23 protein-coding genes and 2 tRNA genes are annotated in these 20,404 nt (G+C 64.7%); 16 read left to right on the top strand and 9 right to left on the bottom strand.

Annotated elements, in window-relative coordinates:
- Positions 1 to 42: 42 nt before the first annotated feature.
- The 3 genes from EGJ34_RS05640 to EGJ34_RS05630 all read right to left on the bottom strand — a co-directional run bounded on the left by EGJ34_RS05640 (position 43) and on the right by EGJ34_RS05630 (position 3,043).
- Complete coding sequence (locus EGJ34_RS05640; protein ID WP_125359520.1) at positions 43 to 1,833, bottom strand: acyl-CoA dehydrogenase C-terminal domain-containing protein; 1,791 nt, start codon at positions 1,831 to 1,833, stop codon at positions 43 to 45.
- Positions 1,834 to 1,884: 51 nt separating this feature from the next.
- Positions 1,885 to 2,370: an LEA type 2 family protein gene (locus EGJ34_RS05635; protein ID WP_125359519.1), complete on the bottom strand. Its 486-nt coding sequence runs from the start codon at positions 2,368 to 2,370 to the stop codon at positions 1,885 to 1,887.
- Between the two features lie 136 nt (positions 2,371 to 2,506).
- Positions 2,507 to 3,043, bottom strand: a complete 537-nt coding sequence (locus tag EGJ34_RS05630) for a lipocalin family protein (protein ID WP_125359518.1) — start codon at positions 3,041 to 3,043, stop codon at positions 2,507 to 2,509.
- Between the two features lie 213 nt (positions 3,044 to 3,256).
- Here EGJ34_RS05630 and EGJ34_RS05625 point away from each other — a divergent pair, with 213 nt between their 5' ends.
- Positions 3,257 to 3,520: a DUF1902 domain-containing protein gene (locus tag EGJ34_RS05625; RefSeq protein ID WP_185750073.1), complete on the top strand. Its 264-nt coding sequence runs from the start codon at positions 3,257 to 3,259 to the stop codon at positions 3,518 to 3,520.
- 213 nt (positions 3,521 to 3,733) lie between these two features.
- Positions 3,734 to 4,639, top strand: a complete 906-nt coding sequence (locus EGJ34_RS05620; protein ID WP_125359516.1) for an ADP-ribosylglycohydrolase family protein — start codon at positions 3,734 to 3,736, stop codon at positions 4,637 to 4,639.
- Positions 4,640 to 4,896: 257 nt separating this feature from the next.
- On the opposite strand, the gene EGJ34_RS05615 is transcribed toward EGJ34_RS05620, so the two are convergent.
- Positions 4,897 to 4,972 (bottom strand) — tRNA-Phe (locus tag EGJ34_RS05615).
- 181 nt (positions 4,973 to 5,153) lie between these two features.
- The gene (locus EGJ34_RS05610; RefSeq protein ID WP_125359515.1) at positions 5,154 to 6,332 is read right to left on the bottom strand and encodes a YbfB/YjiJ family MFS transporter; all 1,179 of its coding nucleotides are present in this window, start codon (positions 6,330 to 6,332) and stop codon (positions 5,154 to 5,156) included.
- A 73-nt stretch (positions 6,333 to 6,405) separates the two neighbouring features.
- Between EGJ34_RS05610 and EGJ34_RS05605 the strand changes: the two genes are divergently transcribed.
- Positions 6,406 to 7,239 carry a helix-turn-helix transcriptional regulator gene (locus tag EGJ34_RS05605; RefSeq protein ID WP_125359514.1) on the top strand — a complete coding sequence of 278 codons (834 nt, stop codon included), beginning with the start codon at positions 6,406 to 6,408 and terminating at the stop codon, positions 7,237 to 7,239.
- Between the two features lie 142 nt (positions 7,240 to 7,381).
- On the opposite strand, the gene EGJ34_RS05600 is transcribed toward EGJ34_RS05605, so the two are convergent.
- The 3 genes from EGJ34_RS05600 to EGJ34_RS05590 are packed head-to-tail and all read right to left on the bottom strand — an operon-like array spanning position 7,382 to position 9,154.
- Positions 7,382 to 7,900 carry a DsbA family protein gene (locus EGJ34_RS05600; protein ID WP_125359513.1) on the bottom strand — a complete coding sequence of 173 codons (519 nt, stop codon included), beginning with the start codon at positions 7,898 to 7,900 and terminating at the stop codon, positions 7,382 to 7,384.
- Complete coding sequence (locus EGJ34_RS05595) at positions 7,897 to 8,589, bottom strand: peroxiredoxin (RefSeq protein ID WP_125359512.1); 693 nt, start codon at positions 8,587 to 8,589, stop codon at positions 7,897 to 7,899. Before EGJ34_RS05595 ends, EGJ34_RS05600 begins: the two co-directional genes overlap by 4 nt.
- A 31-nt stretch (positions 8,590 to 8,620) precedes the next feature.
- Complete coding sequence (locus EGJ34_RS05590) at positions 8,621 to 9,154, bottom strand: DNA starvation/stationary phase protection protein (RefSeq protein WP_125359511.1); 534 nt, start codon at positions 9,152 to 9,154, stop codon at positions 8,621 to 8,623.
- A gap of 246 nt (positions 9,155 to 9,400) precedes the next feature.
- Here EGJ34_RS05590 and EGJ34_RS05585 point away from each other — a divergent pair, with 246 nt between their 5' ends.
- From EGJ34_RS05585 to EGJ34_RS05535, 12 genes are all read left to right on the top strand, one after another.
- Positions 9,401 to 10,843 carry an ATP-binding protein gene (locus EGJ34_RS05585; RefSeq protein ID WP_221740386.1) on the top strand — a complete coding sequence of 481 codons (1,443 nt, stop codon included), beginning with the start codon at positions 9,401 to 9,403 and terminating at the stop codon, positions 10,841 to 10,843.
- On the top strand, positions 10,840 to 11,463 hold the full coding sequence (locus EGJ34_RS05580; protein ID WP_125359510.1) for a response regulator transcription factor: 624 nt from the start codon (positions 10,840 to 10,842) through the stop codon (positions 11,461 to 11,463). The genes EGJ34_RS05585 and EGJ34_RS05580 overlap by 4 nt, the downstream gene beginning before the upstream one ends.
- Positions 11,464 to 11,563: 100 nt before the next feature.
- Positions 11,564 to 11,926, top strand: coding sequence for a response regulator (locus tag EGJ34_RS05575; protein ID WP_125359509.1), 363 nt, complete (start codon positions 11,564 to 11,566; stop codon positions 11,924 to 11,926).
- Between the two features lie 92 nt (positions 11,927 to 12,018).
- Positions 12,019 to 12,849: an alpha/beta hydrolase gene (locus EGJ34_RS05570; protein WP_125359508.1), complete on the top strand. Its 831-nt coding sequence runs from the start codon at positions 12,019 to 12,021 to the stop codon at positions 12,847 to 12,849.
- Positions 12,850 to 13,697: 848 nt separating this feature from the next.
- Positions 13,698 to 14,048 (top strand): hypothetical protein, encoded by a 351-nt coding sequence (locus EGJ34_RS05565; protein WP_125359507.1) that lies wholly within the window; start codon positions 13,698 to 13,700, stop codon positions 14,046 to 14,048.
- Complete coding sequence (locus tag EGJ34_RS05560) at positions 14,045 to 14,353, top strand: hypothetical protein (protein WP_125359506.1); 309 nt, start codon at positions 14,045 to 14,047, stop codon at positions 14,351 to 14,353. The genes EGJ34_RS05565 and EGJ34_RS05560 overlap by 4 nt, the downstream gene beginning before the upstream one ends.
- 22 nt (positions 14,354 to 14,375) lie before the next feature.
- On the top strand, positions 14,376 to 14,720 hold the full coding sequence (locus tag EGJ34_RS05555) for a HigA family addiction module antitoxin (protein WP_125359505.1): 345 nt from the start codon (positions 14,376 to 14,378) through the stop codon (positions 14,718 to 14,720).
- On the top strand, positions 14,714 to 15,127 hold the full coding sequence (locus EGJ34_RS05550; RefSeq protein WP_125359504.1) for a hypothetical protein: 414 nt from the start codon (positions 14,714 to 14,716) through the stop codon (positions 15,125 to 15,127). Before EGJ34_RS05555 ends, EGJ34_RS05550 begins: the two co-directional genes overlap by 7 nt.
- Positions 15,128 to 15,209: 82 nt before the next feature.
- Entirely contained in the window at positions 15,210 to 15,365 is a 156-nt protein-coding gene (locus tag EGJ34_RS22125; RefSeq protein WP_185750072.1) for a hypothetical protein, read from the top strand.
- Positions 15,366 to 15,546: 181 nt separating this feature from the next.
- Positions 15,547 to 15,813 (top strand): DUF1778 domain-containing protein, encoded by a 267-nt coding sequence (locus EGJ34_RS05545; RefSeq protein WP_125359503.1) that lies wholly within the window; start codon positions 15,547 to 15,549, stop codon positions 15,811 to 15,813.
- Entirely contained in the window at positions 15,810 to 16,304 is a 495-nt protein-coding gene (locus EGJ34_RS05540) for a GNAT family N-acetyltransferase (RefSeq protein ID WP_125359502.1), read from the top strand. Before EGJ34_RS05545 ends, EGJ34_RS05540 begins: the two co-directional genes overlap by 4 nt.
- 93 nt (positions 16,305 to 16,397) lie before the next feature.
- Positions 16,398 to 17,480 (top strand): alpha/beta fold hydrolase, encoded by a 1,083-nt coding sequence (locus EGJ34_RS05535; RefSeq protein WP_221740385.1) that lies wholly within the window; start codon positions 16,398 to 16,400, stop codon positions 17,478 to 17,480.
- A gap of 529 nt (positions 17,481 to 18,009) precedes the next feature.
- Here EGJ34_RS05535 and EGJ34_RS05530 read toward each other — a convergent pair.
- Positions 18,010 to 18,085, bottom strand: a tRNA-Ala gene (locus tag EGJ34_RS05530).
- A gap of 365 nt (positions 18,086 to 18,450) precedes the next feature.
- Here EGJ34_RS05530 and EGJ34_RS05525 point away from each other — a divergent pair.
- On the top strand, positions 18,451 to 20,404 hold a 1,954-nt coding region (locus tag EGJ34_RS05525), incomplete at its 3' end, for a Cache 3/Cache 2 fusion domain-containing protein (protein ID WP_148100475.1).

Raw genomic sequence — 20,404 nt, 5'->3', positions numbered from 1 at the left:
ACGTACCGGTAGGTGCCGACCGTTGGTCGGCACGGGCAACCATTACGCCCCGAAACGTGCGTCTTCCATCGCCATCAACGGCTCGGCACCGGCCTGGATGGCGGCCGCATGGCTGAGCGTGCGCGGCAGCATCCGGCTGAAGTAGAAGCGGGCGGTTTCGCGCTTGGCCTGCTTGAACGCCTCGCTCTGGCTGGAGGCATCTGCCGCAGCCACGCTGCGCGCCCACCAGTAGGCCAGCACTACGTAGCCGGAGTAGAACAGGTAGTCGAAGCTGGCGGCACCGAGTTCTTCCGGGTTGGTGGCCGCGCGCTGCAGGGTGGCCATGGTCAGCTGGCCCCATTCCTGCGCCTTGGCGCGCAGCGGGGCAATGAACTCGGCCAGCGCCTCGTTGCCTTCATTGGCCTTCGCGAACGCCTCGATCTCGGCCAGCATCAGTTTCAGGCCTGCGCCCTGACTGGCAGCAGTCTTGCGGCCGATCAGGTCCAATGCCTGGATGCCGGTGGTCCCTTCATACAGGGTGGTGATGCGCGCATCGCGGGCCAGCTGCTCCATGCCGTGTTCGCGGATGTAGCCGTGGCCGCCGAAGCACTGCAGCGCGTTGTAGGTATTCTCGATGCCCCATTCGGTCTGGCAGGCCTTGGAAATCGGGGTGAGGAAGCTCACCAGCGTTTCCGCGCGCTCGCGCTCGGCGGCATCTTCGGCGTGGTGGGCCACGTCGATCAGGGTAGCGGCATGCAGCGCCAGCAGGCGGCTGCCTTCCACCAGCGATTTGATCGACAGCAGCATGCGCCGCACGTCCGGGTGCACCAGGATCGGGTCGGCCGGCTTGTCCGGGTTCTTCGGACCGCTCAGCGAGCGCGACTGCAGGCGTTCGCGCGCATACTTCAGCGCGTTCTGGTAAGCGCGTTCGGACAGGCCGATGCCCTGCAGGCCGACGCCCAGGCGTGCGGTGTTCATCATGGTAAACATCGCCTGCAGGCCCTTGTGCGGCTGGCCGACCAGGTAGCCCTGCGCGCCGTCAAAGTTCATCACGCAGGTCACCGAGCCCTTGATGCCCATCTTGTGCTCGATCGAGCCGCAGCGCAGCGCGTTGCGCTCACCAACGCTGCCTTCGCGGTCGACCTTGAACTTGGGCGTGACAAACAGCGAAATTCCCTTCGCACCGGCCGGTGCGTCCGGCAGCTTGGCCAGCACCAGGTGCACGATGTTGTCGGTAAGGTCGTGCTCGCCCGCGGTGATGAAGATCTTGGTGCCGGTGATCGCGTAGCTGCCGTCGGCATTCGGCTCGGCCTTGGTCTTGAGCAGGCCCAGGTCGGTGCCGCAGTGCGGTTCGGTCAGGCACATGGTGCCGGTCCAGCGCCCTTCGATCAGCGGCTTCAGGAACGCGTCCTGCTGCCAGGCCTCGCCGTGCTGCTTCAGCGCTTCAATCGCGCCGTGCGAAAGCAGCGGGAAGTTGCCCCAGGCCAGGTTGGCGGCGTTGATCATTTCGTTCAGCGGCACACCCAGGGTATGCGGCAGGCCCTGGCCGCCCAGTTCCGGCGCGGCGGTCAGCCCGGTCCAGCCACCTTCCACGAACTGGTCATAGGCCTGCTTGAAGCCCGGCGGGGTGGTCACTTCACCGGTGGCCTGGTCCAGCACGCAGCCGATCTCATCGCCCACGCTGTTGAGCGGTGCCAGCACGCCCGCGCTGAAGCGGCCGGCTTCCTCCAGCACTGCGTCGACCACATCGGTGGTGGCATCGGCAAAGCCCAACCGGGCGAACAGCGACTCGGCCTTCAGGACGTCGTGCAGGGCGAAACGGATATCGGAAAGCGGTGCGGTGTAGCTGCTCATCGTCGGGTCTCGATCACATGCTGGAAAGGGTGGGGCGGCGGGGCCGTGGGATCAGCGCAGCACGCCCGGCAGGCCCGGGGCCTGGTTGAGGGTGCTGCGGCCGGTGATATCGAAGCTGCGTTGTTTCTTGTCTTCCGGCGTGGCCGAGACCGTGCCCTTGAGGCTGTAGCTCAGGGTGCGGTTACCGGCCAGGGCGTCGGCCACCACGATGCGCGCGGCCGAGCTGGGTTTGAGGTTGACGTTGACCACATCCGCCGAAACCCCGCCAATGGACATGGCCGGGCTGGCAGTCAACGTCCCGGCATCCTGGTCGGCGACCTGCATCTGCAGATTCACGCTGTCGAAGGTCATGGGCATGGAGCTGAAGTTCTGCAGGCGCAGCACCAGCGTCCAGCTGCCATCGGCCTGCACTGTCAGCTGCTGCACGCTGGCCGCCGGCGGCGAAACCCGTTTCACGGTGCGGTTGCAGGCCGTCAGCGCCACGGCGGTAACCGCCAGCAGGGACAGAACAAGAAGTGGACGAAGGCGGTGGGACATGGGCGCGAATCCTCGTGCAGGGCGAAGAGCATACTACGGCGTATGGTGGTTGTGGGGGTGTACGACACCCGGCCCCATCCTAGGGCGGCCCCATGACGTTCACCATCCCCGTAGAGCCGGGCTTGCCCGGCTGCTCCTACTCCACCGGTGCCATCACCTTCAGTGGCCCCAGGTCATACCCCATCGCCTCGGCCTTGCTCTTCAACTCGGCAAACAAGCGCGCGTCCATCGACGGCGACCGCGACAGAATCCACAGGTACTTATGCCCCGGATCTCCCACCACCACCCACTGGTAGTCCGGGTCCAGCGCAATCACCCAGTAGTCGGCCCATACAAACGGCACCCACGAAAGCCAGTCCGGCGCGAACCGCACCTGCAGTTGTCCTGGCTCACCTTCCACCGGCCGTGCCACGCCTTCAGCCGCAATTGTCCCGTCTGCCGTGCGACAGGCGTTGTACACACTGATCCGCCCATCCCCTCGCAGCGCATAGGTGGCGGTGATGTCGCCCAGGCATTTCTTCTGGAACGACACCGGAAGATGCGCGATTTCATGCCACTGCCCGGCATAGCGGCCCATGTCCAGCGCCGGCACCGAGCGCACCGGTTCAACCGCGCTGGCGGTGAAGGTCGTCAACAGGAAGCCAACGGAAAGCAGGGCAGGGCGAAGGCGCATGAAGGTCTCCCGGCAGGAGGCCAGAGCTTAGGGGGCAGGGTAGGACGGAATGTAAAAATTCCGTGTGCGTAGAGCGGGGCTTGCCCCGCTGCTTTACCAACACAGGGCCAATACCGCCAACACCTGTCGCGATCCCCAATCGTGATGCCCGCTGCTTCTACCTACCATTTCTGCCAGGGAGCAGCGATCGGTTCGCTGCAGCAGGAGGCCGAAATGAATCTGCATTACCGGTTGGGTTGGCCGTTTGGCCATTTCCTCGCGCGCTGTGGGCTTCCCACAACCATCCGCCTTGACATCACTCACAACGAAGAAGCCGACGTGTACGTAGGCACCAGCACCGATCTGCCCGGGCTGTTGGTTGAGGCGGCTACCTACGAGGACGCCGCGCGTGAGGCAACGCTGCGGGTCCCGGACATGCTGAAGGCTGCGGGTGTCTGTCGGCGGGACGCCCCCACTGACTTCGAGCGCAGTCTGTGAGTCACTGCACATCGCACATCGCACATCGCACGACGCGCAATCAATAAATGGCACGTAGGCCTGGTAGCGTCGGTCGACAGACGACGGCCGTGAAACACCCAACATCCGGTAACGCATGACCCCAAATCGACACCGCCGTTGATCAGCGCCAACAGCAGCCGGGCAAGCCCGGCTCTACGAAGATCCAAGCGCCATTCGGTCCTAGAATGCCCCATGGACATTCAAGACCGATATCGCGGTGCTCTCCTCGGCCTGGCCTGCGGCGACGCCGTCGGCACCACCGTGGAGTTCAGCCCACGCGGCAGCTTCACCCCACTTACCGACATGGTCGGCGGTGGCCCGTTCGGACTCAAAGCCGGGCAGTGGACCGACGACACTTCGATGGCGATGTGCCTGGCGGAGAGTCTGGTGCGGTGTGGTGGCTTTGACGCGCGCGACCAGATGAACCGCTACGCCAACTGGTACCAGCATGGGTACTGGAGTTCGACCGGCACCTGCTTTGATATCGGCAATGCCACACGCGGTGCCCTGCACAATTACCTGACCACTGGCGAACCGCTCGCCGGCAATGACGACCCCGGCAGCGCTGGCAACGGCTCGATCATGCGGCTGGCCCCGGTGGTGCTGCGCTACCTGGACGCTCCCGACATGCTGGAGATGGCGGTGCTCAGCTCACGTACCACACATGCCGCCGCCGAGTGCCTGGATGCCTGCCGTTTGTTCGCCACCGTGCTGGCACGCGCACTTGATGGGCAGAGCAAGGAAGAGGTGTTGAATCTCGGAACGGTCAGTGTTTGCAGCGAAGGCCTGCGCGGTATCGCCGAAGGCAGCTACCTCAGCAAGTCCCGCGATCAGATCCAAGGCACCGGCTATGTCGTGCACAGTCTTGAAGCAGCGCTGTGGTGTTTCGCTACCACCCATACGTTTGCCGATGCGGTACTGGCCGCTGCCAACCTCGGTGATGACGCAGATACCACGGCGGCCGTGGTGGGGCAGGTGGCGGGTGCGTTCCATGGTGCTTCCGGTTTGCCCGCGCATTGGCTCGAACGTCTGCATCAACGCGCGGACATCGAACAGCTGGCCGATGCGCTTCACGCGGCGGCAGGTGGAACTCCGTAGAGCCGGGCTTGCCCGGCTGTTTTCAGCTGATGGTCTGTGGCTTCGTTCGCGGGCCCGGTAGCGTCGGTCGACAGACGACGGCAGTGAAACGTGCAACATCCGGTTACGCATGACCCTGAATCGAAATCGCCGTTGATCTGGCATCGATGAAAGGCAGCCGGGCAAGCCCGGCTCTACGAAAACTTCCAGATCAGATCGAGCCCAAACGCATCTGAAAAAGAAAAAGGGCTCGCATTTCTGCAAGCCCTTCAAAATTATGGTGGCCGAGGACGGAATCGAACCGCCGACACGGGGATTTTCAATCCCCTGCTCTACCAACTGAGCTACTCGGCCACTTCATCGCTGCGTTGCCGCTGGCGAGGAGGCGAACTATACGGAGGTCTGCGGATTTGGGCAAGCATTTCGCAAAAAAAATTTCACATTGATGGCTGGGCACGGTGCGAACGCAGGTAAGTGCTTGATCGTTCGTCGGGCGCACGCATGAACACCAATTCATTCAACGCCGCGTGCGTGGTCACTGCGACGCATGGTCACGCGCATCATCCGGCATCGCCGCCAGCAGAAAGATGCCCACCGTCATCGCAATCGCCGCCAGCAGCAATGAGGCCTGATAGGAACCGCTGCTGCGCGCCAGGGTGCCGGCAAAGGCGGGGGCCAGGATCTGCGCCACGCCGTAGCTCAGGGTGAGCGTTGCCATCGCCTTGGCCGGGTTCTGCGGGTAATGCCGGCCGATCACGGTGAGGGTCAGGCTGACGATGCCGGCGAAGGTCAGCCCGAACAGCAGGGCGCTGCCCAGTCCGGCCCATAGCCCATCGTCCAGCAGCGGCAGCACGAATGAGGCCGCCTGCAGGGCGAAGGCCAGCATCAGGGCGCGGATCAGGCCCATCGCCGATGCCACCCGATCCCAGGCGAACGTCGACGGCACTGCTGCCATCCCGACCAGGATCCACACCGCGCTGCCGTGACCCCGGAACGCCGGAGTCTGCTCCAGAATCGCCACGATGAAGGTGGCACTGACCACAAAGCCGATTCCCGCACAGAAGTACGCGGCAATCAGCAGCTGCCGCCAGCGACGGCTGGGTGGGGCAGGGGCGGTGGCCGCCTGCGAAGCCGAGGCGGGAGCAGGCGCAGGCATCCAGCCCCACGCCGGAATCAGGAACAGCGCGCCCACAGCGCCCAGCCAGCCCCATTGCGCGCTGGAGGTGGCATGCCCGGCCAGCAGCCCGGTCGCCACGCCGGACACCACGATGCCCAGCCCCAGCCCGGCGAAGTGCAGCCCCAGCCGTGGCCGGTGCCGGTGCGCCAGCAGCCAGTTCAGCACCAGCCCCGAGGCCAGCAGCAGGCCGGCGGTGCTGGACAATCCGGCCACAAAGCGCAGCGCGCTCCACAGCGCCGGCGTCGTGGTCACCGCCATCAGCGCGGTGCTCGCCACCGCCAGGAGCAGGCCCACCCGGTAGAAGTGGAACTTCAGCTGCATGTCGCCCACCCGGGCCACCAGCAGGGTGCCCAACAGGTAGCCCACGTAGTTGAAGGTCGCCAGCCAGCCGCCCATCGCCGGGCTCAGGCCGGCGTCCACCCGCATCAGCGGCAGCAGTGGGGTGTAGGCAAAGCGGGCAATGCCCACGCTGAGCACCAGCGCACTGATGCCGGCGCAGATTACCTGCCAGGGGCGCAGGGTGGGGGAAGCGGCCATGGTCGGATCCGTCGGAAGGTCCGGCCATGCTCCGGCAGGCCGGGTCGGCTGTCTTTCGATAGAATGACCCATCATGTCGATCACTCGCCACGCTGCCGCCCAGTCCCCCACCTGGCGCGAAGTGCCTGTGCCCGCGCAGGAGGCACTGCAGTGGCCGGTGGTGGCGCGCAGCCAGGAACTGGCGGCGGGGGAACGCTTTCCCCCGCATGTGCATGCCTGGAACCAGCTGGTGTTCGCGACCGAAGGCGTGTTGCAGGTCACGGTCGCGCACGCCCGCCATGTGATCTCGCCGCAGCAGGCGCTGTGGGTGCCCACCGGCACCGTGCACCACACCGGTGCCCTGGGGCCGGCGGCGTTCCGCAATCTGTACATCGGTGACGATGCTGCGCCTGGCATGCCGACCGAATGCGTGGTGCTGGAGGTGTCGGCGCTGCTGCGCGAGTTGATCGTGGAGCTGGGCCAGGTGCGGCCGGAGCACGATGTCGTTTATTACCTGCAGTTGTGCACGCTGGTGATCGCGCAGTTGCGCCGGCAGCCGCAGCACACCCGGCACCTGCCGTGGCCGCAGGATGCGCGCCTGCAGCGCTGGTGCCAGGCGCTGTACGACCAGCCGGCGGATGCGCGTGGCGTGGATGACTGGGCGCGTCAGCTGGGGGCTTCGGCGCGCACGCTGGCGCGCCAGTTTGAGCGCGAGACGGGGATGAACCTGCGCGCCTGGCGTACGCGGTTGCGGCTGCTGCGGGCGATCGAGTGGCTGGCGCAGGGGCGCTCGCCCACGGTGATTGCGCACGAGTTGGGGTATGCGTCCGCGTCGGCGTTCAACTACATGTTTCGGGTGGAAACCGGTATGAGCCCTTTGCAGTGGCGCAAGGCGCGGGTCTATCCAACCGCTGCCGCAATCACGTAGAGCGGGGCTTGCCCCGCTGAACCAATCCGCGAGGTCGCAATCGCGTAGAGCGGGGCTTGCCCCGCTGAACCAATCCGCGAGCCTCAGCGGGGCAAGCCCCGCTCTACGGTTGCGATGCGCACATGCCGGGAGGCGGCGTTCATCACGCCACCACGCCCAGTGCATCGATCAGGCTTTCCACGTCGCGCGGGCCGTCGTAGCGCCTGCCGTTGATGAACAGCGACGGCGTGCCATTGACCCCACTGCGGACGCCGCCCATGAAGTCACGTTCGATGCGCGGGTCGAAGTTGCCCTCGGCGGCCGCCTGCAGCAGGGTGTGGTCCACCCGCAGCTGGGCGGCGTAACGCAGCAGGTCACTGGCCTCCAGCGCCTGCTGGTTCTGGTAGAGCAGGTCGTGTGCTTCCCAGAAGCGGCCGGCGATGGCTGCGGCCTCGGCGAAGCGCGCCGCGGGTAGGGCGTTGGGATGGATTTCGCTGATCGGGAAGTTGCGGAACACGAAGCGCATGCGCGAACCGAGCATGCGCTGTACTTCCTTGATCACCGGGTAGGCTTCGCCGCAGTACGGGCATTGATAGTCGCCGTATTCCACCAGGGTGATGGCTGCATCTTCCGGGCCCTGGATGTGATCGAAGCTGCTGACGGGGACGAGAAGGCGGCTCATGAGAGGGCTCCGGTACTGCGGGGTTCTGCCCCGCTCAGATTGTGGGGCAACGTCTCGCCGGAAACGTTGGCTTTTGTAGAGCGGGGCTCTGCCCCGCTGGAACCATCCGTGCGCGTCAGCGGGGCAGAGCCCCGCTCTACCAGAGCCGCGCGCGAGCCGTCGCCACCAGTTCGCGCATCATCCGAATCCACGTTGGGGGCACCGGTTCGCGCATCAGAACGCAACGCCTCCAGTGCCTCCAGAATCCCATCCGCCCCGGGATTGATCCCCAGCGGCGACACATAGCTCCAGCGCACGATGCCTTCCGCATCAATCACGAACAACGCGCGCTCACAAACGCCGTCCTGCTCACGGTACACGCCATAGCGCCGCGCCACTTCGCCCTTCGGCTGGAAATCCGCCAACAACGGAAAATGCAGATGCCGCGCCTCGGCGAACGCCGCATGGCACCACACCCCATCCACCGAAATGCCAACCAGCTGCGCGCCGTAACGGCGGAACTCGGGCAGCAGCTGGTTGTACAGCGCCAGCTGGTCGCCACACACCGGGCTCCAGTCAGCAGGGTAGAACGACAGAATCACCGGATGACCGCGCAGCTCCATCAGGCTCAGGCGCTGGTCGGCGGTGGCCGGCAGCGAAAACGCGGGCGCGGCACTGCCGGGCGGAACGGGAAGACGGGTGGCACTCATGGCACAGCTCCGTGGGGGAGGAGATGAGGAATCAGCGACGGCTGCGGGTGGTTTCAAACAGGAACCAGCTGCGACGCTCGGCTTCATCGATCCAGTTCTCGATCAGGCTGGTGGTGGCCACATCGTTGTATTCGCTGCACACGCCGTGGGTGCCGCGCAGGAAACCAGTGAGGCGGCGGTTGTCGTCGGCCAGTTCGGCCAGCATGTCTTCAGCGGTCACGTAGTCCGCATCGTTGTCCAGCAGGCGCTGGATGCGGTGGATCTGGCCGATCGAACGCAGCGTGGTGCCACCGACCTTGCGCGCCCGTTCGGCGATGGCGTCGGTGGTGGCGAAGATCTGCTCGCCCTGTTCATCCAGCATCAGGTGGTAGTCGCGGAAATGCGGGCCGGACAGGTGCCAATGGAAGTTCTTGGTCTTCAGGTACAGCGCGAACACGTCGGCCAGCAGCACGGTCAGTGCGGCCGCGATGTCCTTGCTGGCCTTGGTGCCCAGGTCGGTGGGCGTATTCAGCGCCGCGCGCTGGCGGGCAAGCGGCGAGTCGGGGGTGTTGGCAAGGCTGTTCATGGGCATGCTCCGGAAAAGCGGGGGGAGGGAGCGCTGGCAGGCAGCGCCGACATCGCCAGACTAGTCAGCCGCGGCCCCGCGCAACATTGCGCCATCGTTTCTCCGCCTCATACCAAGGTGTGTATCGGCCCGGCCCGGTGCATCGGAGAATCACCCGATGGAGGGATCAGCCCGCCGCGCCCGCGAGGGATACTGCGCCGCGACTGCCGCACGGGTGGCGGTTGGCCCGTCCCGGAGGCAAGGACCGTGTTCCTCACATCCCCCGCAATTGCCGTTGCCCTTGGCAAACCCCACCGCACGGCGTTCCGCGTGGCGGCGGCGCTGCTCACCCTGGGCATTTTCCTGATCGACGTGCTCACCACGCTGGAAGGAGCGGTTGCCGTGCTGTACGTGGTGAGCGTGCTGCTGGTGGCCCGCACCGGTCGGCGTGGCGACATCGTCACGGCGGCGCTGGCCGGCATTGTGCTGACCGTGCTGGCCTACGTGGATTCGCACGGGCTGAACCACGTTGGCGCGCAGACCTTCCGTGCCGTGGTCAGCCTGGCCGCCATCGGCATCACTGCCATCCTCGCGCTGCAGCACCAGAACGCGATGCAGCGCCTGGGCGCGCAGGCGCGGTTGCTGGATCTTTCGCACGACATGATCTTCGTGCGTGACCGTTTCGGTGTGATCACCTTCTGGAACCGCACCGCCGAGCAGGTGTACGGCTGGTCGTCCGAACAGGCCGTCGGCTGCGTGGCCGACACCTTGCTGTCCACCCGCTACCCGCAGGCACGCGAGACGGTGGAATCGACCCTGCTGTCGCTGGGCAGCTGGGAAGGCACGTTGGAACAGCGCACCCGTGAAGGTGAGTGGCGGGTGCTGGACAGCCGCTGGGTGGTGCAGCGCGACGGCCGTGGACGGATCACCGGAGTGCTGGAAACCCATACCGATGTCACCGAGCGCCGGCGCGCCCAGGATGCGGTCCTGCGTGCGCAGTCCGAGCTGGCGCACGCCATGCGCGTGGCCACGCTGGGCGAACTCACCGCTACCCTGGCACATGAAGTGAACCAGCCGCTGATGGCGGTGGTGACCAACGGCGAAGCCGGTCTGCGCTGGCTGCACCGCGAACAGCCGGACCTGCAGGAAGTGGATGCGGCCATCACCCGCAGCGTGGCCGAAGCGCGCCGTGCCAGCGAGATCGTCAAGCGCGTACGGGCGTTCCTGGCCAAAAGCAGTACGGTGCGCGAGGCCTTGGCAGTGCCGGCGCTTATCCACGAGTCGGTGCGCCTGGTCCAGCACGATCTGAACCGCGACGCGGTGCAGTTGCGCGTGGAGGTGGGTTCCGGCCTGCCGTCCGTGCACGGTGATGCCATACAGTTGCAGCAGGTATTGGTGAACCTGATGATCAACGCCAGCCAGGCCATGGCCGGGCAGCCGCACGCGCGCGAACTGCACGTGGACGCGCAGCGTGGCGAGCAGGGCGCGGTGGTCATCAGCATCCGCGACAACGGCCCGGGGATCGATGCTGCGCACCTGGATACGCTGTTCAAACCCTTTTTCACCACCAAGCCGCATGGCATGGGCATGGGGCTGGCGATCTGCCGATCCACGGCTGAGGCCCACGGCGGCCAGCTGTCGGTGCACAGCACGCCAGGGCAGGGGGCGACCTTCCAGCTGGTGCTGGGACTCGCAGGAGATGTCGCATGAACAACCCCGCGCTCGCCGTGGTGGTGGACGACGATCCGTCTGTCCGCGATGCACTGGACAGCCTGCTGCGTTCGATCGGGTTGCAGACCCGGGTGCTGGGTTCGCCGGCCGAACTGCTGCAGGCCGCGCTGCCCGATGTGCCGGGCTGCATCGTGCTGGACGTTCGGCTGCCGGGCATCAGCGGGCTGGACCTTCAGGGGCAGCTGGCCGGGCAGGGGATCCCCCTGCCCATCGTGTTCATGACCGGGCACGGTGACATTCCGATGACCGTGCGGGCGATGAAGGCGGGCGCGGTGGATTTTCTGTCCAAGCCGTTTCGCGACCAGGACATGCTGGATGCGGTCAGCGCGGCGATCGAGCGTGATCGCCAGCGCCGCCAGGAGAGCGCGGCCCGGGACAGCCTGGACTCCCGCTATGCCACCCTGACCCCACGCGAGCGCGAGGTCATGGCGCACGTGGTGGCCGGGCTGATGAACAAACAGGTGGCCGGGGTGCTGAACCTCAGCGAGATCACCGTGAAGATCCATCGGGGCAACGTGATGCGCAAGATGGGTGTGCGCTCGCTGGCTGACCTGGTGCGCCATGCCGAGGCTCTCGGGGTGCACGTCACGGGGCGCTGAATCGCCCGTCTACAAACCTGTGTATGGTTCCGCTGCCCGCCGCCCTGGGGCATAAAGGCAGCGTCGGCCCCGGCCGGCCCGTGGCCCCAGGATGTAGCAGATGAACCCGATGTACCGTGTTGCAATCGTTGACGATGACGACGGCGTGCGCCAGTCGCTGTCCAGCCTGCTGCGCTCGCTGGGATATGAGGCACGTACCTTCGCCTCCGCCAGCGCGTTTCTGGCGGCCTTGCAGGATCCCCCCGACTGCCTGCTGACCGACATCCAGATGCCGCAGATGAATGGCGATGTGCTGCAGCAGGAGCTGCTGGCACGTGAGTGCACATTCCCGATGATCTTCATGAGTGCGTTCCCCACCGATGCGATCCGCGAGCGGGTCATGTCGCGTGGGGCGTTGGCGTTCCTGGCCAAGCCGGTCGATGCGGAAACGCTGGCCAGCTATCTGACCCAGGCATTGGAATGAGCGTGACGTCATACACAGGTATGAAGGTGTTTTAGCGACGCATTGCTTACTGTGGTCCGGTAATTCCAAACCCCCTTTCCGGAGACTGTTCCATGAGCACCATCACCACTTCCGACGGCGTTGAAATCTTCTACAAGGACTGGGGCCCGAAGGACGCCCAGCCGATCGTGTTCCATCATGGCTGGCCGCTGTCCAGCGACGACTGGGACAACCAGATGCTGTTCTTCCTGGGCAAGGGCTACCGCGTGATCGCGCATGACCGTCGCGGTCATGGTCGTTCGTCGCAGGGCAGCGAAGGCCACGACATGGACCATTACGTGGCGGACGCCACGGCGGTGTTCGATCACCTGGACCTGAAGAACGCGGTGCATATCGGCCACTCCACCGGTGGTGGCCAGGTGGCACGCTACGCGGCGCGCGCTGCGGCGGGCCGTGTGGCCAAGGCGGTGCTGATCAGCGCGGTGCCGCCGATCATGGTGAAGTCGGACAAGAACCCGGGCGGCCTGCCGATCGAGGTGTTCGATGGCTTCCGTGCGGCGCTGGCAGCGAACCGCGCGCAGTTCTACGTGGACGTGGCCAGCGGCCCGTTCTACGGCTTCAACCGCGAAGGTGCGAAGGTATCGCAGGGCGTGATCGACAACTGGTGGCGCCAGGGCATGACCGGCAGCGCGCAGGCGCACTACGAGGGCATCAAGGCGTTCTCGGAAACCGACTTCACTGAAGACCTGAAGGCGATCAACGTGCCGACCCTGCTGCTGCACGGTGACGACGACCAGATCGTGCCGATTGCCGACGCCAGCGAGTTGAGCATCAAGCTGCTCAAGCACGGCACGCTGAAGGTGTTCAAGGGCTACCCGCACGGCATGTGCACCACGCACGCCGACGACATCAACGCCGAGCTGCTGAAGTTCATTCAGGGCTGATGCGCCCGTAACTCGTGATTGCATGGGATCCGTATCGCCGGGCGCTGCCCGGCTGCTGTTGGATTCATGCGAACAACCCGCCGTTCACGGGTTCCCTGATCTGGCGGGTCGGGATGGGTTTGCGGGACACGCCGTAAACCCATCCATGGGGGCTCGTCAAAAACATCCATGTTTTTGACGGTCCCGCAAACCCACCCCGACCCACCTTCGACAGGCGGTCGGTGGCCATGGGAAATCAAATGCGCTTCCTCCGGATGCGCTATCGCTGACACGCATGGCGTGTCACTACGGAAACGTTGGTCCGGTAGGGTCGGTCGCAAGACGACCGCACTGAAATGCCCAACGTTCTTTAACGCATGAACCCCGGACCAAAACGCGCTCTCCTCGCGATCCCGTGACGCACTCGCCCCGATTTTTCGATGACCACCCACGCTGGTGGCCTCGACATCCGAAGCAAACCAAAATTTCGCACATCCGCACCCGGGCAATCCCGACATCCTGCACTATCGCGCAATCCAACAGCCCCCAAACGTCCCACAACCACAACGCGCCAATTGCGTCGCACCATTTGCGAGCGCGTCAAAAACCCGCCACGATTCTTTCGCAATTGCCTGTTTTTTTAGCAATGCGCGTGCTGCAGGATGGCCCCCGGAGCGTAGAAACTCCTCAGAAACACATCAGGTGTCCTGCGTCGGAGCTGTTCGTGTCCAACGTCGGGAGGGTGGCTAATACAACACCCCCGCAAGGGGGAAATACGCCCGCCGGTGTTTTGTTTGTGTTTCTGACGGTTTCTAACCTCCCGACCCCTCGCCATTCCGGCAGGGGTCGCATCTCACAGGAGGTTTGTCATGCAGTCGCAGAGGTCGCACATTCCCGAAGAGACGTTCGAAGCCCCCGCACCGCGCTGTGCCACATGCGGTGCCACCCCGCCTACACCGCCACCGCCTTACGACGAGGGCCCCGGTGGCGTCGAATACATGATGATGCGCGGCCGCTGGCTGCGTTACATGGGGCTGGGTAAGGGCACGTGGTTCAGAGTTGAGTTCGACGGCGAACGGATCATCTCCACGCCGATCTTCCCCCCAGGCTTCCGAATGCTGCATATCCCAACGGAAGTGCTGCGCGAGGTGCACTACACGCAGGTGCGCGAGTACCGCCACCATCCACGCCCTCGCCGCCAGCGGAGGGCTCGCCGATGAGAAAGCCAGTCTGGGTACGCACCAGGGTGGAAGACGATCTGCGTTGCCGGTTCAAAGGCGCGGTGAGGCAGGAACACTACGCCCCGGCCGAGGCGATCCGCCTGTTCATGGAGCGCGTGGTGGAGTTGAGTGAGAACCGGGACATGGTGGACCTCACCCTGTGGAGCAATGTCATCCGCGACGCATCGAATGAGGTGGCCGCGGAGATGTGCATCGGCCAGGAAGAACCGCCTTATGGGGAGGAAGACGAAGTGCAGCGAGCGCGAAGAGAAGGCTGGGCCAGCCCCGGCTTCGGCCGCGACTGAGGCGTATGAACCGGTGAACGCCATGACCCCAACACCACCGCTGCACCCCGGCACCATCCTGCTGGAAGACTTCATGCAACCCAATCGCCTGACCCGTCGCGCACTGGCCGATGCCCTGCATGTTTCCAACACCCGTATCGTCAGCATCACCCGAGGTACCGCCGCCATCACCATCGACACTGCCATCCGCCTCGGCCACTACTTCAACACCTCTCCGTGGTTCTGGATGAACCTGCAGGTACGCTTCGACCTGGAAACGGCGGAACAGCAGACACCCGCCCCGACCGAACGTATCGTCCCGCTGCCGCAGTTCATGGACCCGTCAGTGCCGTCCGATCTGGAGGTAAAGGAGTGGGGTGCATGGTGACAACCTACATCCGCCGCCTGTTGCCCGGTTACCCGAGGGCTCCAGCCCTGCCGCAGAAGCGAAGCACACTCCCACCCATTCCCCGCAGCCTGCGAACACAGTTAAAGGACTACCCCGAACACATCGAGCGTCTGCAGTTAGCCCTGCACGGCGTCAGCGTGGCGCGCACAACGCGCCGGCCGCGCATCGAAATGGCGGTGTGGGCCATCGATGACCGCCTGTCCCGCTTCCTGGCAGAGGCGCAGCACGAGCTGGATGCCGCCCGCTGCAGCGGTGATCCGGAGCGGCTGGCGCGGGCGCAGAAAGACGAGGCGGTGATGTTCGAGGTGAACCGGAAGAATGCGTGGATGGGGGATGAGGTGTTTGCGGCGTGGTTCAGGGCGGAGGTTGGACCCTCAAAACGGTAGCGCCGGCCGTTGGCCGGCCCTCATGACCCCCACATCACGCCGCACTCGCTACGTTGCCCTCAATCCCCAACGCAGCACGGCCATGACCACCGAAAAGCAACCCGGCAAGCAGGAAGGCATCAAGGAATCCCAGCAGGACCACAAGCAGGACGATGTGGCCAAGAGCCGCCCCGGTCAGACCGACGAGCAGATCCGCGACGCCAACAACAAGCGTCCGCCCAGCAAACCCAACCGGTAGAGTCGTCGACAGACGACTGCCGATAACGGTGATCGGCGCAGCGAACGCATGCGGCTCAGCATCCGGTTGGCCGCAAACCTCGCCACTGCGGGCAAAATTACAGATAGCGGCTGTATTGACAATAGCTATACGTGGACATAGCATCTGTATATCTATCGTGTATACAGACAAGGATCCCGTGATGCGAGCCGCCGCTATTAATCTACGTGCCCTTCCGGAGCAGCGCGATCTCATCGATCATGCCGCCAAATTACTGGGCAAGAATCGTTCGGACTTCATGCTGGAAGCAGCCTGTGAGCGTGCCCAGTCTGTCGTGCTCGACCAAGTTCTGTTTTCCTTGGACCCCGACAAGTTCCAGCAGTTTGTCGATTCCCTGGATGCGCCGCCCGAGCGCAATGCGGGTCTGGAGCGCCTGCTTGAGTTGAAGCCGGTATGGAACAAGGCATGACGCTTGACTTCCTCGCCCCGCAGCCACTGACCACACACCATCAATGCACAGATTTTTCGTGTGGTGAGGCTGTTCTGGATGACTGGCTCAAGCGGCGAGCAATGGTGAACCAGATCACGGGAGCGAGCCGAACGTTTGTTGTAGCCGACCACCAGAACAAGGTCTTCGGTTACTACGCGTTGGCGGCGGGCGCAGTGTCACACGACATTGCGACAGGGGCTGTGCGTCGAAACATGCCTGATCCTGTGCCTGTCATGGTGCTGGCGAGGCTCGCAGTCGATCAACGCGCCCAAGGAATGAAGCTGGGCGGCTCCTTGCTCCAGGATGCCGTCGGCCGCGCGGTCAATGTCTCGCAGAATGCCGGGGTTCGTGCATTGCTTGTGCACGCACTACATGAGCCCGCAAAACAGTTCTACAGTCATTATGGGTTTCAGGCGTCTTCGATTGACCCGATGGTCCTGATGTTGCGGCTGGGCCATTTCAAGACGTGACGCCGCCAACGAACGTCACATGTCACAATCCCCTGAACAACACTGTTGAGGGGCAGTTCGTTGATCAAATCCATTCTTATCGCTGTTCTCGCCGTGACAGCGGTCGCGTGCACCGGCGCGCATGCCCAGGCACCTGCGCCCACCAGCCGCGCCGAGGCGACCCAGATCGTCGCTGATATCCGCAAAGTGGTTGCCGACAACGGCATCGAACGGTTGGAGGCGGTCCGCATCGGCGGCATCGACCAATGGGTCTCCATCCGCGGCAACGACCCCCGCAACCCGGTACTGCTGATGCTGCACGGCGGCCCGGGCTGGGTGGCGATGCCGACCAGCTGGTACTTCCAGCGCGGCTGGGAGGAGTACTTCACGGTGGTACAGTGGGATCAGCGCGGTGCGGGCAAGACCTACGCAGCGAATGACCCGGCGGTCGTCGCCCCGACCATGACCCGCGAACGGATGATCGCCGACACCGAGGAAATGGTGGCCTGGCTGCGCAAGGAGTTCGGCAAGGACAGGATTTTTGTCGTCGGACAGTCCTGGGGCAGCTATCTGGGTCTGGAACTGGCGCAGCGTCGCCCTGAATGGCTTCATGCGTATGTGGGCATCGGCCAGATTTCCAACGCGCCGGAAAGCGAGCGTCGTGGTTATGCCTGGACGCTGCAACAGGCCAAGGCCGCTGGCAACGCCGAAGCGGTAGCCGAGCTGGAGGCGCTGGCTCCATACGCGCAGGGCAGTGAACCGCTGCCGCTTGAGACGCTGTTCAAGCAGCGCAAGTGGCTCAACGAGTATGGCGGCATGGTGCACAACCGGACCGGGGGAAGTGCCGAGGCTGCCGCCATCCGGCTGTCACCGGAGTACACCGACGACGACCTCGCCAAGGTGTGGAAGGCCAATGACTTCTCGATGCAGCATCTGTTGAGCGAGGTGCTGACGCTGGACATGAGCCGCGTGGATCGGTTGAAGACGCCCTTGTTCCTGTTCCTGGGCCGCCACGACCACAACGTGTCTTCCGAGCTGGCGGCCGAATGGTTCACGCAGGTCAAGGCACCGACCAAGCAGCTGGTGTGGTTCGAGCAGTCCGCGCACGAGGTGATGATTGAAGAACCCGGCAAGACGCTCCTCACGCTGGTGCAGCAGGTGAGGCCGATTGCTGAGCGGGCGGGGGATGCGCCGTAACACGCATCGCTAGCACTGCTTAGGTAGCGTCGGTCGATAGACGACGGCCGATGCCAATGATCCGTGCTTTAACGTCGCACACCCGGACGGATTCGCGCTTCTCTCGATGAGGCCGATGCGTTCGTCGCGCCGATCACCGTTATCGGCCGTCGTCTGTCGACCGACGCTACCAAGGCGTGCATCCGGGGCATCCACATGCATCGGCGTGCACCCGGGGTATCGGCGTGCATCCGGGCATCCACGTGCACGCACGTGCACCGGCGTGCATCCGGGGCATCCACGTGCACGCACGCGCATCGGCGTACATCCGGGGCGTCCACGCGCACGCACGTGCATCGGCCCCCATCCGGGTATCCACGTGCACCCACGAGCAGCCGTGCACACCCGCGCGCATCGCAGATTTCGGACACCGGAAGCGCCGCACGGTGGAGGTGTTGCGGACGCCGGCATCGCCGCATCTCCAAAAGCAGAACGCCACCCGAAGGTGGCGTTCTGATGTAGAGCCGGGCTTGCCCGGCTGCTTGAATAGTGGTGGAGCCAAGGAGGATCGAACTCCTGACCTCGTCATTGCGAACGACGCGCTCTCCCAGCTGAGCTATGGCCCCACGAAGTACTGCTTCGCAGGCACCGCCTTGCGATGACTGCAGTGTAGCGCCGTGAAGGCCCGCCTGCCAAGCGCGGCAGGCTGACGCAGGGCGCGCCCGGCCCAAAAATGTGAAACCGTTTCCATAAATTTATTGATGGAGCAGCGGAAGCGGCAGCACGGCTGTGATCTTTAGTGATTTTCGAACTTTTCTGAACAACCGAGTTGGTTTGTGAAAGCGAAGATCGATCTAAATCCTTTTGAATCAAGTACATAACGGTTGCGTCTATACCTTAATTTCTGGCGAGAAATACGTAAAAGCGGACCGAAGTGGTGCCGATAAGAAGTGTGACGCATCTCTCACACCCACTTTTTCGAGTTCCGACGATGACGACCCGTGCCGCCACCGTTTTCTCAACCTCCATCGGCGCGCGCCTTGCGCTGCTGATGGGCGTGATCACCACCGTGGCCTTTGTGATCCTGGCTGCTTTGATCTACCGCCAGGCTGCCACCAGCTACCAGACCCGCGTGGAAGCAGGGCTGCAGTCCTCCACCGACCTGATGCGCGACTCGGTCGAGCTGTACGACCGCAGCCTCAGCGAAAGCACCGCGCGCATGGCCGGCACCTTCCGCGCGATGCTGCCGGCCGGCGACATCAGCGTTGATCCGACCAAGCCGGTCACCGTCGGCGAACGCGCCACCCCCCGCTTGTTGATGGGCACGGAAACCCTCAACCTGCAGGAAAGCGTGGTGGATCGCTTCGCCGAAGCCACCGGCGGCGTGGCCACGGTGTTCGTGCGCGATGGCGACGACTTCGTGCGCGTCACCACTTCGCTGCGCAATGCCGAGGGCAATCGGGCCATGGGGACAGTGCTGGACCATGCCAGCCCGGCCTACGCGAAGATGATCGCCGGCGAGGCTTACACCGGCCCGGCGCGTCTGTTCGGCGTGGATTACATGACCCATTACATGCCGCTGAAGAACGCCGCCGGTGAAGTCAGCGCGATTGCCTTCATCGGCCAGAACTACGGCGACGGCCTGGCCGCGCTGAAGACGCGCCTGCGCGAGTCGAAGCTGGGCAAGGAAGGCCACTTCCTGGCCGTGAACACGCGTCAGGGCGACGACTACGGCACCGTGATGGCCGCCAGCAATGGCGAAGGTGAAAAGCTCTCGGCACTGGTGGATGAGGCCGACAAGCCGCAGTTGGAAGCCCTGCTGGCGGGCAACATCAACGAAGCCACGCTGCACCTGCGCCCCAGCAAGGACGCGCCGGTCCAGGAGTATTTCGTCACCGCGCAAACCTACGGCCCGTGGCAATGGACCGTGCTCGGCCTGGAACCGACCTCGGTACTGGCCGCCGTCCTCAACAAGCTGATGCTCAAGACCGCCCTGGTCTCCGGCTTGGGCCTGCTGGCGGTGATCGTGGCGCTGGTGCTGGTGGTGCGACGCATGCTGACCGTGCCGCTGGCCGCAGCGGGGCAGGTGGCGCGCGACGTCGCCGCCGGTCGCCTGGACCGCACCATCGCCGTGAAGAGCCAGGACGAAGTCGGCCAGCTGATGACCGCGCTGCGCCAGATGCAGGACAAGCTGCGCGAGATCATCGCCGCGCAGAATGAAATGAGCGCGCTGCATGCCGAGGGCACCATCAGCCACCGCATCGACGCCAGCGCGTTTGACGGCGAATTCCGCACCATGGTCGAAGGCACCAATGAGCTGGTGGACGCCCACATCGCGGTGAAGATGCGCGTGGTGGCGCTGATCGCGCAGTACGCCGACGGCGACCTGTCGCAGAAGATGGAGCCGCTGCCGGGCGAGAAGGCCCGCATCACCGAAGCGGTGAACGGCGTGCGCGGCCGCCTGCAGGACATCAATGGCGAGATCAAGCGCCTGGTCGATGCCGCTGCAGCCGGCGACTTCAGCGTGCGTGGCGACACCGATGCATACCGCCACGATTTCAAGGAAATGGTGCAGGGCCTGAACACCCTGATGATCACCGCCGACCGCAACCTGGCCGCGCTGTCGGGCCTGCTGCGGGCGCTGGCCGAGGGCGACCTGCGCGGCCGTATCGAAGGTCAGTTCCAGGGCGTGTTCGCCACCATGCGTGACGACGCCAACGCCACCGTGGCGCAGCTGACCCGCATTGTCGGCGGCATCCAGCAGGCGGCGGTGTCGGTGGCCACGGCCTCGGCCGAGATCGCGGCCGGCAACGACGACCTGTCGCGCCGCACCGAGCAGCAGGCGGCCAGCCTGGAAGAGTCGGCCGCGTCGCTGGAAGAACTGACCAGCGCGGTGAAACAGAACGCCGACCATGCCCGTCGCGCCGACCGTCTGGCCGCCGAGG

This window comes from Stenotrophomonas sp. 278 (assembly GCF_003935715.1).
GTDB lineage: Bacteria > Pseudomonadota > Gammaproteobacteria > Xanthomonadales > Xanthomonadaceae > Stenotrophomonas > Stenotrophomonas maltophilia_AH.
Note: the sequence above shows the minus strand (reverse complement) of the source record. Positions and strands in the feature narration are given on the sequence as shown.

What these genes read in the sequence shown, in the direction of transcription:
- EGJ34_RS05640 (WP_125359520.1), bottom strand. Translation starts at nt 1,833, where the DNA reads ATGAGCAGCTACACCGCACCGCTTTCCGATATCCGTTTCGCCCTGCAC.
- EGJ34_RS05595 (WP_125359512.1), bottom strand. Translation starts at nt 8,589, where the DNA reads ATGAGTGCCACCCGTCTTCCCGTTCCGCCCGGCAGTGCCGCGCCCGCG.
- EGJ34_RS05565 (WP_125359507.1), top strand. Translation starts at nt 13,698, where the DNA reads ATGCAGTCGCAGAGGTCGCACATTCCCGAAGAGACGTTCGAAGCCCCC.
- EGJ34_RS05580 (WP_125359510.1), top strand. Translation starts at nt 10,840, where the DNA reads ATGAACAACCCCGCGCTCGCCGTGGTGGTGGACGACGATCCGTCTGTC.
- EGJ34_RS05575 (WP_125359509.1), top strand. Translation starts at nt 11,564, where the DNA reads ATGAACCCGATGTACCGTGTTGCAATCGTTGACGATGACGACGGCGTG.
- EGJ34_RS05550 (WP_125359504.1), top strand. Translation starts at nt 14,714, where the DNA reads ATGGTGACAACCTACATCCGCCGCCTGTTGCCCGGTTACCCGAGGGCT.
- EGJ34_RS05540 (WP_125359502.1), top strand. Translation starts at nt 15,810, where the DNA reads ATGACGCTTGACTTCCTCGCCCCGCAGCCACTGACCACACACCATCAA.
- EGJ34_RS05620 (WP_125359516.1), top strand. Translation starts at nt 3,734, where the DNA reads ATGGACATTCAAGACCGATATCGCGGTGCTCTCCTCGGCCTGGCCTGC.
- EGJ34_RS05590 (WP_125359511.1), bottom strand. Translation starts at nt 9,154, where the DNA reads ATGAACAGCCTTGCCAACACCCCCGACTCGCCGCTTGCCCGCCAGCGC.
- EGJ34_RS05545 (WP_125359503.1), top strand. Translation starts at nt 15,547, where the DNA reads ATGCGAGCCGCCGCTATTAATCTACGTGCCCTTCCGGAGCAGCGCGAT.
- EGJ34_RS05630 (WP_125359518.1), bottom strand. Translation starts at nt 3,043, where the DNA reads ATGCGCCTTCGCCCTGCCCTGCTTTCCGTTGGCTTCCTGTTGACGACC.
- EGJ34_RS05600 (WP_125359513.1), bottom strand. Translation starts at nt 7,900, where the DNA reads ATGAGCCGCCTTCTCGTCCCCGTCAGCAGCTTCGATCACATCCAGGGC.
- EGJ34_RS05635 (WP_125359519.1), bottom strand. Translation starts at nt 2,370, where the DNA reads ATGTCCCACCGCCTTCGTCCACTTCTTGTTCTGTCCCTGCTGGCGGTT.
- EGJ34_RS05625 (WP_185750073.1), top strand. Translation starts at nt 3,257, where the DNA reads ATGAATCTGCATTACCGGTTGGGTTGGCCGTTTGGCCATTTCCTCGCG.
- EGJ34_RS05570 (WP_125359508.1), top strand. Translation starts at nt 12,019, where the DNA reads ATGAGCACCATCACCACTTCCGACGGCGTTGAAATCTTCTACAAGGAC.
- EGJ34_RS05605 (WP_125359514.1), top strand. Translation starts at nt 6,406, where the DNA reads ATGTCGATCACTCGCCACGCTGCCGCCCAGTCCCCCACCTGGCGCGAA.
- EGJ34_RS05560 (WP_125359506.1), top strand. Translation starts at nt 14,045, where the DNA reads ATGAGAAAGCCAGTCTGGGTACGCACCAGGGTGGAAGACGATCTGCGT.
- EGJ34_RS22125 (WP_185750072.1), top strand. Translation starts at nt 15,210, where the DNA reads ATGACCACCGAAAAGCAACCCGGCAAGCAGGAAGGCATCAAGGAATCC.
- EGJ34_RS05610 (WP_125359515.1), bottom strand. Translation starts at nt 6,332, where the DNA reads ATGGCCGCTTCCCCCACCCTGCGCCCCTGGCAGGTAATCTGCGCCGGC.
- EGJ34_RS05555 (WP_125359505.1), top strand. Translation starts at nt 14,376, where the DNA reads ATGACCCCAACACCACCGCTGCACCCCGGCACCATCCTGCTGGAAGAC.